Genomic DNA, 16,367 nt, shown 5'->3' with positions numbered 1-16,367 from the left:
TGAACTACGCATAGTCTTTTTCTTTATAAAAATTTAACACCATTTAAAGAAAGTTTTAACAAAATGGGTATATCTTATACAGAGGTGAACTATGAAATACGGAATAATAGATATTGGCTCAAACACAATAAGATTAAATCTTTACTTAGTAGATGAAGATAAAAATATAATTTCATTGGCAAATAAAAAATATGTGGCAGGTATTGCGTCATATGTAAACAAGGGGTACTTAACAAAAAAGGGTGCAGATAAAATTGTAGACATATTGATTAAGCTAAACAAACTATGCAAAACATTTGGCGTAGAAAAGGTATATCCATTTGCAACAGCCTCCATAAGAAATATAAAAAATAAAGACGAAGTGCTTGAATACGTAAGCAAAAAATCGGGCATGGATATAGACCTAGTGTCTGGGGAGGAAGAAGCAACTTTAGGATACCTTGGAGTAAAACAGGATTATGACATAGATAATGGCTACATCATAGACATCGGCGGTGGGTCAACGGAAGTTACACTTATGGAAGATGGGGAAATAAAATATTCAAACTCCCTACCAATAGGTTCGCTATCACTTCAAAAGACCTATTGCGAAAAGATAATTCCAATATCTAGCGAAGCGAAGAAAATGGAAAAAGAGGTTAAGAAATTACTAAAAAAGTCGTCCATACCAAAGGTAAAAAAACCACAGGCCTATGGTATAGGAGGTACCATAAGAGTTTGTGGCAATGTATGTATGGAAGTTTATGAACTACCAAGTCCCATGGAGCTTGAAAGAGAACTTCTCGACTCACTATATAAAAAGATAATTGAAGAAAAGAAAAACGTCTTAACAAAAGTATTACAAGTTAACCCTGCTAGAATTCATACAATCACCCCGGGGATGATTATTCTAAAAGAGTTGTTAGACTATTTAAATATAAAAACCATCTACATCAGTAAGAAGGGTGCAAGGGAAGGATATTTAACAAAAGTTTTGAAATAAGGAGGCGTGGCTATGGGCAATGAAAATAACTTTTCGAAAGATAAGACGGACATTTTTAATTATTCTAAAAACAGAGAGATTTCATGGCTTGGATTTAACCAAAGAGTATTGAGAGAGGCGTTGGACGAAAACAATCCACTATACGAAAGACTAAAATTTATAAGTATATTCAACAGTAACTTAGACGAGTTTTACAATGTTCGAGTAGGTTCTCTTAACGACCTTACTCTTCTTAAAAATCCTCCAATAGACAACAAGACCGGCATGACACCACAGGAACAACTTAATGCCATTTACGAAAACACCAGATACCTTTTAAAAGAAAATGACGAAATCTACCACAAAGTTATGGCAGAACTTGAAAAGTACGGCATAAAATCATATAGATTTGACGAGCTGGATCAAGAGCAAAAATCTTTTGTAAACGATATTTACGAAGAGCAAATAAAACCCATACTGGCACCACAAATAATAGACCAATTTCATCCATTTCCATTTATAGAAAACAAAAGTATCTACATTATCTGCGAACTAAGCTATAAAGACAAGTTTAGCCTAGGACTACTTCCGGTGCCATACTCACTACCGGACTACTATTTTCTAAGCGACAAGACCTGGATTAGGACAGAGCTTATAATAAAAGAAAAAGTTGGTGAAATATTTTCGAATTATAATGTGAAAAAAGTCTATATAATGAACCTTCACAGAAATATGGACCTAAACTATGAAGACCATTTGGAAGATCAAGTGGATGACTACAAAATCCAAATGAAAAAGCTTTTGAAAAAGAGGACTAGGCTTCAAGTTGTAAGGGTAAACACCGACAGTGAGCTAGACGATAAAACAAAGAGCTTTTTAAAAAAACATCTTGATATAAAGGACTACCAATTCTTCACAAGAAGCTCACCATTTAAAATGGGATATGTATTTGCTTTAGAATCAGGTTTAAAAACAAAATGTGACCCAAGTATCTTCTATAATTCATTCACACCAAAAATTGGTGAGATGATTGACCCAAACAGGTCACTATTTGAACAGATAGAAGAAAAAGATAGACTATTAATCTATCCATATGAAGACATAGGAAGCTTCTTACAACTATTAGAAGAAGCGGCGGAAAATCCCGAAGTAATTTCAATAAAGATAACCATCTACAGACTTGCGAAAAACTCAAAAGTAGTTAAAAATCTTTTGAAGGCAAGGGAAAATGGAAAAGATGTTACAGTTATGATGGAACTTCGTGCAAGATTTGATGAAGAGTCAAACATAAACTACTCACAAGTTCTATACGACGAAGGCTGCACCATACTTTATGGTACAGAAGATTACAAAGTCCACTCCAAAGTGTGCCTAATAACCTACAAAGACAAAGGCGGAAACATAAAATACATCAGCCAAATAGGCACAGGTAACTACAACGAGTCCACATCAAAGCAGTACTCAGACATGTCCCTTATGACCGCAGACAAAGAAATAGGAAACGACTGTTATAACTTCTTTAACCATATTAACTTGGAAAATGTAAATAATAACTATACACATCTTTTGGCAGCGCCATATTCATTAAAAGTAACACTTCTACAAAAAATAGAAGAGCAGATACAAAAATGTAAGGACGGCAAACTGTTTTTCAAATTCAATTCGCTAACAGATAAAGATATAATAAGGAAACTAGAGGAAGCCTCCAGTAACGATGTGCAAGTTAGACTAATAATAAGAGGAATATCATGCCTTAGACCAAGAGTTCCAGGCTACACCGACAATATCGAAATCAGAAGCATTGTAGGACGTTACCTTGAACATCCAAGAGTATATATATTTGGCGACAATGAAGACATCTACATCGGGTCGGCAGACCTTATGACTAGAAACCTAGATAGAAGAGTTGAAGTTATAGTTCCAATATATGACGAAGATATAAAGAAAAAAATCGTTGAGTACATGGACATACAGTGGCAGGACAACACCAAGGCAAGAATAATGAATAGAGATGGAATTTACGAAAAAATTCCTGTAGAAGAAGGAGATGTGTTTATAAACTCCCAAGAAAAAATGATGGAACTTGCAACCCTAAGAGAAAATAAAATTGTAGAAAAACAAGAAGAAGCAAAGAAAGAAAAACTATCCTTTATGGAAAAAATAAAAAGATTTTTTGGAAAGAAATAACGACTCGCAAGGGTCGTTTTTTTCTCCGTAATAAAAAAATGTATCTCCAACCTAATACTACTAGACTCTTTTTACTTTCTCCAAGCAAGTGTCAGAATGTAAACTTAGTTTTTATGTAAGTCCAATTTTTAATCTAACAAAACATCAGTAAAATCAAGAAAATTTTGATAATCTTTATTATTAAAATATTATAAAAAATGAAACTTTATTTAATTGATTTAGCCTAGATTACATAGTATACTTAAAGTGTAATGAAATTTAGAGATTAACAATAAATAAAATTAAGGAGGAGACAATGAATAGTAAAACGAACTATTTGAAAAGAACGTTTAGCTTCTTGCTAGCACTTGCTATGATTATTACGGCAGTACCAGCAAGAGTGTTCGCAGAAGAACCATCTGGCAATGCGGATGCTACATCAAGCGCGACGTACTACACTAAACCCAACTGGGAAGCTAGAATTAAAGACAAGAGCCGTTGGAAGGTGGAGGACTCTCAAACCTTAGTTAGAGTTTCTACATCTGACCCAGTTGAAATGAACGATATCGACTACGATGGTATGTATATCAATGCCAACGGCAGATATGTAATCAGACTAATTTACAAGGAAAAGACACAAGCTGTGTCTGCAGTTTGGCATAGGGCCTTAATTAATTTCGGTGATCTTGACCAATATATAGACTTTGGCAACTCCTATGTATTTGGAAGAGACGGCAAGACTAAATATACCTTTGACCCTGTTACAGGAATAAAGGGAAGAGGTTTTGATTTGAGAAGTGCAGTAGGCGACAGAACCAACAACAGAAAGAACTTGCCTATTAATTTGGTTTTAAAAGACGGAGTTACACTTGAAACTCTGCCTAAGAAAAACTACATCATTCAAATGAGACTTACTAATTCAGATTACAAGAGAGTATATTCCTATGCACCTCTAAAATCATCTATGGACTACTCAACTTATACGAAGACCACATCAGTTTCTCTTGAAGATAATTTAAATAATTTATTTATTAAGGGCGGTTTACAAGCAGACTCTAACAATGCGACAAACCAAGAATTCTTTATGTCCGAGTTTATTGCCAACCCTGACCAATATAAAGATGAAAAAAATCTTGGTATCATAAGAACACAATACATGGGTCAAAGAGCAGGTTCTGCGGCAACACCAACAGTAGGAGACGAACCTATAGCCTTTACCCAAGTTTTTGATGCCAATCTTTTACATTATTTAAAAGAAGATGACAAAGGCTATGTAGGATATGTAAATGTTCTAACAGATGTTAGGGATGTTTCACCTTACTCTCATAATTTTGGTTTTACGAAAAATGATATTAATAGAATTAAAGTTGATGACGACACAGAACTTGCCTATGTAGTTATAGCACCTGCAGGCTTTAAAAAGAAAAATGATGTAAAGGTGGTTGGTATACCTCAACACGACCAATACACCATGCTTTCAGGTATCTACATTACAGCTATCGACTATGTAGTAGATAAGTCTGAATTTGAAAACACATTCAGCAGCAAGTACACAAGAAAGCTTGACTACTCAACTATGTCAGGTTGGACCAACCCTAACGACAATGGCTGGCCTGTATATGAAAGAAAATTTGACAATGACTATGTAGTCCAAGAAGGAGACTCCTTTATGGTTGATGCAGGAGCTCAAGCCGAGGGCAAGCAAATTATGATCCAAGTAGGTGGCGAACAAGCAATACTTAGACGTCCACAAGGTTACTACAACGGATATAATTCAGGCAAAGCTGCCTTGGATAACTTTGAAGAAATTGCCAAGGGTGTTTTCCAATTCACCATCGGAGAAGGTACAACTGTAAAGAGTGGCAAATCTTTAAAAATCTATATGCCATACACTAAATTAACTGATGCTCCGAAAAAACTTAACTTCCTTGAAATCCACAACGGAACTAAGATAAATGAAGGAGCGGCAACCCTTACTCTTCAAAAGGACAGAAATATTAATATGCACCTTTATAAGCAAGGTAAGAAAGGTCACTTTGTATTAAGATATACACTTGCAAATGGAACTGAAAGCTCATTAAAGTTTGAACCTAAACTAACTTGGTCTTATGAAGACAAAGATGAAGTTTTAACAGGAGCTGCTAACAAAGCTACATTACCATCAGGTGGTAACTTCTATATAGACACGACGAAGTTAGAGCCCGGTACGGACATAATTGTTGAATCCTATGATAAGGATGGCAATGAAATTGCATCTGAAAAATCATGGTTTAAATACATTTCACTAGAGAAATCACCAGAAACAGTTAAGCTATTAACTTGGACTGACCACTCAGACAAGAGATCTGTACTTTCAATTAACAAGTCACTATACACACCATACCAAGTGTTATTTACAAATGACTATGTAGATGGTGTAGATGACTTCTACAAAGATCCGAGAGTATTACCGGCAGATAATGCTAAGTTTAATACAGATACAACAAAAATTGTGGGCTATACAAAGTACGACAGTGGTAAGGTAAGAACACTTTACGAAGGACCACAAAAACTATTCGGCAAAGTAGAAGCAGACGGAAACGAATATGACGACAAAGGTAATTTAGCTAAGCCTGATGTAAGAAAAGATGTAACTATTGCCAAGAAAGACTTGTTCGATGCACAATTTGCAGAAGACAGTAAGACTTATAAGGCATTTGAATATACATTTGATTTAGAAAAAATGCTTCCTTATCACTCAGATGATAAGACTGAAACAAAACTTACTTTATTAAAAGACATGAAATTTGTTTCAACAGCATCAGACGGCTCATCTTTACCATCTGACCTAATTGAAACAAGAGTTAGAGCAAGAGTTTTATTTGATGCAAACACTGGAAGCTTAACAGAAGACAGCAAACAGGTAGACAAAGTTGTTAAGATAGTTCCGGACAACGTTAAATTCTACGGCGAAGAAGGCTACGCAGCTAACGGCTTTGAAGGAGCAAATGCCGACACAAATACTGGTGACAAGTTCCCAGAAGCACCTAAATTAGAAGGAAAGAACTTCCTAGGTTGGGTAACTGAAGAAGGTAAACAAGCTTTAGGAAACAAGGCAGTTGTAGAAGTTGCAGAATTTAACAAGCTAGATAAAGAGAAAGTATTTACAAATACAACACCTGTTGAAAAACACTTGGTAGTATATGCCATCTACTCAAAAGATACAGTAGTAACATTCGATGCAAACGGAGGAGCATTCGAAGGTGGCAAAGATGAGTTAACTGTAAAAGCTGATGCTGGCAGTGTAACAAAACCTACTGCTCCAACAAAAGAAGGCTACAATTTCTTAGGATGGGCAGATAAAAAAGATGCAACAACAGCAAATGTGACAGACTTTAGCAATGTAGATGCATCAAAAACTGTATATGCAGTTTGGGAACAAGCTGCCGATAAGAAATTAGACTTAAAAGATCCTGAAAATCCTGTTCCTGTATTAGACAAGACAGACCTAACTGAAAAAGAAAAAGATGCAGTTAAGGAAGCTGTTATAAAAGCAAACCCAGACGCAGGTCTAACAAAAGATATGATTACAGTAGCAAGCGACGGTAAGGTTACTGTTACAACTGCAGATGGCAAAACTGGAGAGCTTACACCTGATAAAACAGTTAAGCAAAAAGAAGTAATAAATAACATTAACCCACCGAAAAAACCAATTGAGGTTAAAAATCTAAATGGCTTAACAGATGATGAAAAGAACAAGGTTAAAGATGCAATAATTGAAGCTAACCCAGATCTTAACTTAAAGCCTGAAGAAGTTACAGTTGACGAAAAGGGTAATGTAACAATTGACCAAGGTGGTAAGACAGGAACAGTTCCTGCTGAAAAAACAGTTGTAGAAGAAAGTAAGATTATTAATCTTAATAAACCTATACCTGTTGAAGTTAAGGACATCAACAACTTAACACCGACTGAGAAAGAAGCTGTTAAAGAAGCTGTTATTGCAAAGAATAATGGTTTAACAAAAGAACAAATAACTGTTGACGGCAACGGAAATGTAACAGTAACAGATGGAGACAAGACTGGAACATTAGAAGGTAAAGATACAGTTAAGTTATTTAATAGATTTGGTAAAAAGCTAAATGACCCAAAAGAATTAACTGAAGTTTCAGACAAAACAAAGCTAACACAAGCTGAAAAAGAGGCGGTTAGAGAAGCAGTTAAAGCAGCTAACCCTGATTTGAACTTTAAAGACGAAGAAATTCAAGTTGCTGACAATGGTAAAGTTACAGTTCCAATGGGAACAGATGGTTCTGGAAATCCTATAACAGAAACTATTGAACCTGAAAAAACTGTAAAAGAAGACGACAAAACAAAAACTATTAGCTTAAAGGCACCAAAAGTTACAGTAGTTAAAGACCCTACTTCATTGACAGATGATGAAAAAGCAACAGTTAAGGAAGCTGTTATAAAAGCTAATCCAGACATAAAAACTGGCTATGATATCACAGTAGCAAATGATGGTTCTGTATCAGTAGAAAAAGATGGAAAAGTAGGAATGCTTGCACAAGCAGATACAGTAGTTAAAAAACTTGATGCACCTAAAATTGTTTCAGATGAAGATGGAAGTGTAAAAGTTGGTCCAAAGGACAACAGAACAAGTGAAATTGAAGTAACTTATAAAGATCCTCAAGGAAAAGAACAAAAAATCATAGCTAAAAAAGAAAATGGCGAATGGAAATTAGTTCCGGAAGTTGAAGGAGTAAAAGTTGACAAAAAAACCGGCGTAATTTCAATCCCGGGAGATAAGATTCAAAACGGATCGGATGTAAAAGCAGTAGCAAAAGACGGTGACAACAAGTCTGACGATAGCGAAGTAACTTCTAAAGACAACAAAGCACCTAACCATCCGGAAGTAAAATTAAACGATAACAACAGCGTAACAGTAACACCGCCTAAAGATAAAGATACTAAGACAGTGAAAGTAACTATCACAAATCCTGACGGAACTCAAAAAGAGTTTGTGGTAGAAAAAGACGGCGACAACTGGAAGCTACCGGCAAATGCTCCTGAAGGCACAAAAGTTGTAGATGGAAAAATAACTATTCCTGCAGACAAGATTAAACCGGGCGCAAAAGTAAGTGCATCAGCAACAGACGTTAACGATAACACATCATCCACAGTTGGAGTAACAACAAAATCACAAACAGATGATGTAGATCCGATAGTACCTAAAAAGGTTGGAGTAGCTGATCCGAACAGCTTAACAGAAAATGAACAAAAAGATGTTAAGAAAGCTATTGAAGATGCTAACAAAACTAATTTCCCAACAGGAACAAAAGTTGATGTTGGAAAAGATGGTACAGCAACTATAACTTATCCAGACGGTTCAACAGACACAATAGAAGGCTCAAAATTAGTAGAAAAAGTTGATAAGACAGAGCTTCAAAAAGAAGTAGACAAAAATAAGAATGATGCAATAAAAAATTCTGATAAGTATAAGAATGCAGATCAAACTAAGAAGGATGCTTATGATTCAGCTTTAGACAAAGCTAAAAAAGTTTTAGAAGATCCTCACGCAACACAAGAAGATGTTGATGAAGCTCTTCAACAACTAAAAGAAGCTGAAGCAGCCTTAAAAGGAAATGCATCTGATGAATTAAATGATCCTTCAAGAGTTGCGGTAAAAGATCCTTCAAACTTAACAGACGCAGAAAAAGCTGCAATCAAAAAAGCAGTTAAAGATGCAAATCCAGGTTTAAAAGATAATCAAATCGCAGTAGACAAAGAAGGTAATGTAACAGTTACAAAAGAAGGCGAAGAACCAAAGACAATTGGTAAAGACAAAACTGTATCTACAGATATAAAAACACCAGAACTTACAGAAGTAGCAAACCCTGCTAGCTTAACAGACGATGAAAAAGCAGCAGTTAAAAGAGCAGTAGAAGATGCTAACAAAGATGGTAGTGGCAATAGCACATTACCAGAAGGAGCAACAATCACTGTAGGTAATGATGGAACCGTAACTGTAAAAGATAAAGATGGAAAAGAAACAATAATTCCAGCATCAGATACAGTTAAAGAAAAAGCTACACCAGGATCAGTAGTAGCACCAGCAGAACCAGTTAAAGTAAAAGACCCATCTAACTTAACTGATAAAGAAAAAGAAGCTGTTAAGCAAGCTGTTAAAGATGCAAATCCAAAATTACCAGCAGATGCAACAATTGATGTAGCAGACGATGGTACAGTAACAGTAAAAGATAAAGATGGCAATGAAATTGGTAAATTAAAACCAGAAAAAACTGTTAAGCCAGCGGTAAACGCTCCAGCAGAACCAGTTAAAGTAAAAGACCCATCTAACTTAACACCAGACGAAAAAGAAGCTGTTAAGCAAGCTGTTAAAGATGCAAATCCAAAATTACCAGCAGATGCAACAATTGAAGTAGGTAATGACGGAACAGTAACTGTAACAGATAAAGATGGCAAACCAATTGGAACAATTCCAGCAGATAAAACTGTTAAATCAGTTTTAAACGCTCCAACTAAACCAGTTGAAGTAGCTGACCCATCTAACTTAACACCAGACGAAAAGAAGGCTGTTGAAGACGCAGTTAAGAAAGCAAATCTAGACTTACCAGCAGATGCAAAAGTAACTGTAGGTAATGACGGAACCGTAACTGTAACAGATAAAGATGGACAACTAATTGGTAAATTAACACCAAAACAAACTGTTAAGAAGATAGTAAACAAAAAACCGCTTAAAGATGAAATAGATAAAGGACCTACAACAAAAGCTGGCGTTAAGTATACAAATGCATCGGAAAGTAAGAAAAAAGCATATGACAAAGCATTAGATGAAGCTAAGAAAGTACTTGATAATCCAAATGCAACTCAAGATGAAGTTAATGCAGCTACAAAAGCATTAAAAGCGGCAGAAGAAGCATTAGACGGAACAACTTCTGGTGGAACATCAACTCCAACAACTCCAACAAAACCTAGCGAAACTACAGAGGATTCTCCAAAGAGAACAACTGATAGAACTATGGGTAAGGACAGAGTTGAAACTGCAATTGAAATTTCTAAGAAGTACTTTGGACAAGCAGACACAGTAATTGTAGTAGATAAGAAAGATTTCCCTGACGCAATGACTGCATCAGTATTATCTAAGCTATTAAAAGCACCTATCCTACTAACAGATACTAACAAGCTTGACCCTAGAGTTGCAGCAGAAATTAAGAGACTTGGAGCAAGAGATGTAATAATCGTAGGTGGAAACAAATCAGTATCAGAAGCAGTTAAGAAAGAATTAGCTAAATTTGATAAAGATAATGTAGAAAGAATCTACGGTAAAGACAGATACGAAACTTCAGCACAAGTTGCAAGAAGAGTAGTAGGAATAACAGGAAAACTTGGACATGCAGTAGTAGCATCAGGCGAAATATTCGCAGACGCACTAACAGTAGCACCATACGCATCAAGAGAAGGCTATCCAATACTACTAGTTAAATACAATAGCTTACCACCAACAGTAAACAAAGCTATAAAAGACCTTTCAATAACAAAGGTAACAATAGCAGGTGGATATTCAACAGTATCTAAACCATTAGAAAAATCACTACCAACAGTAGTAGAAAGACTAAGCGGACCAACAAGATACGAAACAGCTATTGATATAGCAACAAAGAAGTTTAATACAAACAAAATATTCTTAGCAAATGGAAAACAATGGATGGACGCATTAGTAATAGGACCAGTAGGCGGTATCTTAGATATGCCAATCCTATTGACGTCAGCAAACAGCGCACCAAAATCACTAAAAGACTATATCGCTAAAGCAAATATCGAAAAGATAACTGCAATTGGTGGTAGAAGTATGGTAAGTGATAGAGTTCTTAATGAACTAAGTAAGTAAGTTAAAAGAAAAGAACTTGGGAGAAATCCTGAGTTCTTTTTTTGGTTGTGGGAAATGAGAAGTTTGATGCGTGATGGGGACTAGCGAGATTTTCTAAAAGAAAATCTCGAGATGTTTCGACTCGCTACGCTCGCTCAACATGACAAAACATGGTTTTCATTTCTATTATGATAGGCGAGGTCGCCTTCTGACATTTTCCTGTTGGAAAGTGAAACGAGATTGACATTTGACCTACAACGAAGACTTCGTCTTCTGTTAGGTCAAGAATTCTTCGACTTCAAATTTTACTTCGTAAAAATTTTCGCTCAGGATGATAACACGGGGAATAACATTTCTAAGAAGAAAATGTACGAGATACATTAAGTGCCGCAAGGCACAACAAGGAAAGCCTTAGCTTTCCTACTGCTTTATATAAGGGGTCTTGGGGATATCCCCAAGTCGTTGGGAGGTAAAGGGGGTTTCCAAGGGGGAAAGGAACGTACGAAACGGTTCCTTTTTCACCCTTGGGGATTATTTTAATAAAAGTTTTTATAAAAAACTTGGTCACAGCTCCTGTCCCTGGAATTAGGAATGATATTGTTAGTATAATAAGGATTAGGTAAGTTTGTTAAACCTAGACTAATATTAAGAGGTTTGGTGTGAACTTTCTACAAGAAAGTTCACGAGATTGCCATAAAATACTTTCTTGTTTGTAAACATAAGTAAGTGTCTTATGGCAATAAAAAAAGGCAGTTGCCCGCCTTTATACATATTAAACATTGAAACGGAAGTGGACCACATCGCCATCTTGCATTATATAGTCCTTTCCTTCTAGACGTACAAGTCCTTTTTCTCTTGCTCCATTCATGCTACCTTGTTCTACAAGGTCGTCATAGGAAACTATTTCTGCTCGGATGAATCCTCTTGATATGTCGGTGTGGATTTTTCCTGCTGCATCTACTGCCTTTGTGCCTTTCTTTATTGTCCAGGCTCTTGTTTCCACTTCTCCTGTTGTTAAGAAGGACATTAGCCCAAGTAGGTCATAGGATGCTTTTATTAAACTGTCAACGCCTGATTCTTTTATGCCCAGCGCTTCGATGAATTCATCTTTTTCGTCAGCGTCTAGTTCTGATATCTCCTGTTCAATTTTTACAGAGATTGGAACTACTTTTGCGTTTTCTGTATTTGCAAATTCTTCGATTTGTTTTACGTATTCGTTTGCTTCTGGGTCAGCAACTTCGTCTTCTGCAATATTTGCAACATATATTATTGGCTTATCTGAAAGTAAGTTGAAGCCTCTTAATAATTTTTTCTCTTCATCGCTTAGGTCTAGTACTCTTGCTGATTTACCTTCTTCTAGAACTTTTAAAAGTTTTTCTAGTAAGTCAACTTCTGGTTTTAATTCTTTGTTTCCCTTTAATGCTCTTGATGACTTGTCTAGTCTTTTTTCTACCATTTCCATGTCGGAAAAGATTAGTTCAAGGTTAATTGTTTCGATATCTCTAATTGGGTCGATGTCGCCGTCAACGTGAACTATGTTGTCGTCTTTGAAGCATCTCAACACTTCCACTATTGCATCAACTTCTCTAATGTTTGCAAGGAACTTATTTCCAAGTCCTTCGCCCTTTGATGCGCCTTTAACTAGTCCTGCAATGTCATAGAACTCTATGCTTGCTGGTATTATCTTGTGGCTTCCTGAGATGTCGCTTAATTTTTGTAATCTTTCATCGGGAACGTCAACCATTCCCACGTTTGGATCTATTGTACAAAAAGGATAGTTTGCAGATTCTGCTCCAGCCTTTGTTATTGCGTTAAACATTGTACTCTTACCTACATTTGGTAGACCTACAATTCCTAATTTCATATTATCGTCCTTCCTTTGCTTAAAAATCATACTGATTTTATCATAGTTAAGCCATATTGTAAATGTAAGTGGCCTTTGGTCTTAAATAAAAAAGGAATACCGAGGTATCCTTTTAAAATTTGTTTAGTTATTGTTTTTTTGCTTTGATTTTAAACAATTTGGACAGATGCCTTCTACAATAAAACTCTTGTTCAAAATTCTGTAGTCGTTTAAATCTTTTGTATTAAATGATTCTATATTGTAGTCAAAGTCAAAAAGCTCTCCACATTCCACACAGGTAAAGTGACCATGGGGTTTTAAAATAATATCGAATCTTGTTTCCATTCCATTAATTCTAAGTTCGTTAACTAGTCCTGACTCTTTAAAGGTTGCCAGAGTGTTATACACAGTGGTCTTGGATAGTGTTGGTATGCTAGGAGCTAGTGATGTATAGATGTCATCTGCCGTTGGATGTGTTCTATGTTCATCTAAGTATTCTAAAATTTTAATTCTTTGATATGTTGGCCTAATGCCTGAATCTATTAATCTTGTCTTTATTTCTTTAAACAAGTTATTATTTTGCATTGTTTTCGCTCCTTTCTGTAAAGATAGTTTAATTATAACATTATTAATGAAAATAGTCACAAATTTTGCAATTTTTTATAAATAAAAAAACCGCTACAAGGTTAAACCTTATAGCGGAAATTTTTAAGCTAATAGAGCTAATAGTTGTGATAGTCCTATTCCAAAGAAGGTTCCACAGATAACTCCTATTAGAGCCATTAGTACTGCTACTGGAACTAGGGATTGTGAGTATGCCGCTGCAAGTACAGGGGCTGATGCAACTCCACCTATGTTTGCAAGGGATGCAACACCACAGGTGAATAGATCTAGCTTGAATAGTTTGCTGATTAGTGTCATCAATAGACCGTGAACTATTAGAACTACGAAACCTGTAAGTATATATGCAGGTGCTTCTGTAAGTTCTTTAAAGTTTGCTGTTGCTGCGATTAAACCTATTAGCATGTAAAGCATTACATTTGATAGTTCTGGTGAGCCAGGTATTTTAGCAAGTGGTGTCATTGCGAAAATTACACCAAGTACTGTTGTTAAGATAATTGCCCAACCTGTTTGTCCCATAAATGCAAGGCCAGGAAGTTCAACCATCTTTGCTCCAAATACATTTGTCACTGCTGTAACTGCAAGGGAGATACTTAACAAGAAGAACATATCTTGGAAAGTGATTTCCTTACTGATTTTTGAGAACTTTAAAGTCAAATGTTCGTTGATGCTGTCTATCTTGGATGTGTCTGCCTTAGTCCACTTGTTGAACTTGTCTTGGAATGGAACTAAGAATAGTAAGAACATTATCCAAATAGAGTAGTCGATTGAGTCGATAAGAAGGGTGTAACCCATGCCGGAGCCTTCAAGGCCAATTGCCTGTTGCACCGCCACCATGTTTTGTGTTCCTCCAACCCAACTACCTGCTAGGGCACCAAGGGTCATGTTTGCATTGTCTGCAAGTTTGCCTTTGAAAATCATAAAACCTACTACAAATCCAATCATAATGGTTATACTTGCAGTGAAGAATGAAATAATCATCCTTGGTCCTAGTTTTGCAATATCCCTAAGGTCTGCTCTTAAAAGCATTAAAAATATCATTGCAGGAAGTATTGCATCCTTAATTACGTTTCTTGCAGTTGAAACACTTTCTGATGACATGTCCCATACTTTAAATGTGGACATAAGCATTGATCCGAAATAAATAACAACTAGGGCTGGAACGTATTTGAAGAAACCGTTATCACCATGTTTCTTTTCAAGCCAAATTACTATTCCGGACGCAAACATCAAAAGTGCAATAAACTGAAGTCCGTCTGTAATCATCAAATCATCTCCTTTTTATTTGATTGTACTTTTATTATATAACAAAAACGATTGATTAGTAAAAATTTTTTTAAATTTTTTGGAAAAATAAAAATAAATTACTGGAAAAAATTTTGGATTGTAGTATAATAAACAGAGATTATAAGGAGGTATTATGTCTAAGAAAATTTATTCTGTAAACGAAAAAGTTCCAGGATCAATGCTCTTCCCACTTAGCTTGCAACACACATTTGCAATGTTCGGTGCGTCAGTGCTTGTTCCAATTGTACTTAAGTTTGACCCATCCATAGTTTTACTTATGAATGGTATCGGAACGCTATTATTTATTTTGATAACTAAAGGAAAAGCTCCTGCCTACTTAGGATCATCATTTGCCTTTTTAGGCCCGGCAGGAATCGTAATTTCCCAACTTGGACCAGAGTATGCACAAGGGGGCTTTATAGCCATCGGACTTTTAGGTTGTATACTGGCCTACATTATTTATAAATTTGGAACGGACTGGATTGGAATAGTTCTTCCACCGGCGGCCATGGGTTCTGTAGTAGCGCTAATTGGTTTTGAACTTGCAGGAAGTACGGTTAATGGTGGTAAGATTGGTGCAGAGATTATGACTGAAAATGTATCACCACAACATATTACTGTTTTTCTAGTAACCCTTGGTATAGCCATTATCGGTTCAGTTTGCTTTAGAAAGTTCTTTGCAACTATACCAATTCTAATTGCAATTATCGTAGGATATATAACTGCTTTTGCCTTCGACATGGTGGACTTTACACCGGTACTTGAAGCAAAGTTGTTTACACTTCCAGCTTTTAGAGCTCCGGCATTTGATAGTAGGGCAATTCTTACAATGCTTCCAGTAATACTTGTAATAGCTTCGGAACATATTTCACACCAAGTTGTTACATCAAATATTATTGGACAAGATTTATTAAAAGACCCTGGTCTTCACAGATCCATTTTTGCAGACAACTTCTCCACAGCTCTATCAGGACTAATTGGTGGGGTTCCTACTACAACCTATGGAGAAAACATCGGTGTAATGGCAGTAACAGGAGTTTATTCTGTGTATGTAATTGCAGGTGCAGCGGTAATTTCCATTTTGATGGCATTTATTGGACCACTTTCTGCGCTTATTTCAACAATTCCTGGAGACGTTATTGGTGGAGTAACCTTCTTACTTTACGGAATGATTGGTTCATCAGGAATCAGACTACTTGTTGATGACAGAGTAGACTACTCTAAGTCAAAGAACTTAATTTTAACATCTGTAATATTTGTAACAGGACTTTCAGGTGTAAAGTTAAATCTTGGAGGAGTTCAACTTTCAGGAATGGTTCTTTCATCACTTGTGGCAGTATTATTAAGTTTAATATTCTATATATTTGACAGACTAGGACTAATGAACGAATAGATTTGAGGAAAGCTTCTTAGCTTTCCTTTTCTAATTCATTTATTCTTTTAAAAATCTTTGATATAATAAGATGGGTAAAGGGGGACAACTATGAAAAACTTTAAAAAGACAAAACATATTAAGCTTAATACTTTTAAAAACTTTTCATTACATATTGTTCCGCCAAAAAATGGAATAGAAATAAATGCAAATGATTGTAGGGGATTACTATGCTCATTTGTATAAGAGA

At 35.8% G+C, this 16,367-nt stretch carries 8 protein-coding genes; 5 read left to right on the top strand and 3 right to left on the bottom strand.

Translation table 11 applies throughout. The features are described 5' to 3' along the window. Window positions 1-91: 91 nt before the first annotated feature. The 3 genes from WKS98_RS04405 (at window position 92) to WKS98_RS04395 (ending at window position 11,015) form a co-directional block, all read left to right on the top strand. The gene (locus WKS98_RS04405) at window positions 92-982 is read left to right on the top strand and encodes a Ppx/GppA phosphatase family protein (RefSeq protein ID WP_498917231.1); all 891 of its coding nucleotides are present in this window, start codon (window positions 92-94) and stop codon (window positions 980-982) included. A gap of 12 nt (window positions 983-994) precedes the next feature. Continuing rightward, window positions 995-3,148 carry a polyphosphate kinase 1 gene (ppk1, locus tag WKS98_RS04400; protein WP_498917229.1) on the top strand — a complete coding sequence of 718 codons (2,154 nt, stop codon included), beginning with the start codon at window positions 995-997 and terminating at the stop codon, window positions 3,146-3,148. Between the two features lie 295 nt (window positions 3,149-3,443). Further along, the gene (locus tag WKS98_RS04395) at window positions 3,444-11,015 is read left to right on the top strand and encodes a cell wall-binding repeat-containing protein (protein WP_498917227.1); all 7,572 of its coding nucleotides are present in this window, start codon (window positions 3,444-3,446) and stop codon (window positions 11,013-11,015) included. 751 nt (window positions 11,016-11,766) lie between these two features. On the opposite strand, the gene ychF is transcribed toward WKS98_RS04395, so the two are convergent. The 3 genes from ychF to WKS98_RS04380 all read right to left on the bottom strand — a co-directional run bounded on the left by ychF (window position 11,767) and on the right by WKS98_RS04380 (window position 14,724). Next, window positions 11,767-12,858, bottom strand: a complete 1,092-nt coding sequence (ychF, locus tag WKS98_RS04390; protein WP_498917225.1) for a redox-regulated ATPase YchF — start codon at window positions 12,856-12,858, stop codon at window positions 11,767-11,769. Window positions 12,859-12,981: 123 nt separating this feature from the next. Next, window positions 12,982-13,422: a Fur family transcriptional regulator gene (locus WKS98_RS04385; protein ID WP_498917223.1), complete on the bottom strand. Its 441-nt coding sequence runs from the start codon at window positions 13,420-13,422 to the stop codon at window positions 12,982-12,984. 123 nt (window positions 13,423-13,545) lie between these two features. After that, the gene (locus tag WKS98_RS04380) at window positions 13,546-14,724 is read right to left on the bottom strand and encodes a DUF819 family protein (RefSeq protein ID WP_498917221.1); all 1,179 of its coding nucleotides are present in this window, start codon (window positions 14,722-14,724) and stop codon (window positions 13,546-13,548) included. 154 nt (window positions 14,725-14,878) lie between these two features. Here WKS98_RS04380 and uraA point away from each other — a divergent pair, with 154 nt between their 5' ends. After that, window positions 14,879-16,138 carry a uracil permease gene (uraA, locus tag WKS98_RS04375; RefSeq protein WP_498917219.1) on the top strand — a complete coding sequence of 420 codons (1,260 nt, stop codon included), beginning with the start codon at window positions 14,879-14,881 and terminating at the stop codon, window positions 16,136-16,138. A 90-nt stretch (window positions 16,139-16,228) separates the two neighbouring features. After that, entirely contained in the window at window positions 16,229-16,363 is a 135-nt protein-coding gene (locus WKS98_RS04370) for a hypothetical protein (RefSeq protein ID WP_498917218.1), read from the top strand. The last annotated feature ends 4 nt before the right edge of the window (window positions 16,364-16,367 follow it).

The sequence above is a fragment of the Lagierella sp. ICN-221743 genome (genome assembly GCF_037890055.1).
In the GTDB taxonomy this organism is placed as follows: domain Bacteria; phylum Bacillota; class Clostridia; order Tissierellales; family Peptoniphilaceae; genus Mediannikoviicoccus.
The sequence above is the reverse complement of the archived record's forward strand: the minus strand, read 5'-3'. Positions and strand labels throughout refer to the sequence as shown.

Bases quoted from the DNA above. Each gene is read 5' to 3' on its own strand.
- WKS98_RS04405 (WP_498917231.1), top strand. From the start codon at position 92: ATGAAATACGGAATAATAGATATTGGCTCAAACACAATAAGATTAAAT.
- ppk1 (WP_498917229.1), top strand. From the start codon at position 995: ATGGGCAATGAAAATAACTTTTCGAAAGATAAGACGGACATTTTTAAT.
- WKS98_RS04395 (WP_498917227.1), top strand. From the start codon at position 3,444: ATGAATAGTAAAACGAACTATTTGAAAAGAACGTTTAGCTTCTTGCTA.
- ychF (WP_498917225.1), bottom strand. From the start codon at position 12,858: ATGAAATTAGGAATTGTAGGTCTACCAAATGTAGGTAAGAGTACAATG.
- WKS98_RS04385 (WP_498917223.1), bottom strand. From the start codon at position 13,422: ATGCAAAATAATAACTTGTTTAAAGAAATAAAGACAAGATTAATAGAT.
- WKS98_RS04380 (WP_498917221.1), bottom strand. From the start codon at position 14,724: ATGATTACAGACGGACTTCAGTTTATTGCACTTTTGATGTTTGCGTCC.
- uraA (WP_498917219.1), top strand. From the start codon at position 14,879: ATGTCTAAGAAAATTTATTCTGTAAACGAAAAAGTTCCAGGATCAATG.
- WKS98_RS04370 (WP_498917218.1), top strand. From the start codon at position 16,229: ATGAAAAACTTTAAAAAGACAAAACATATTAAGCTTAATACTTTTAAA.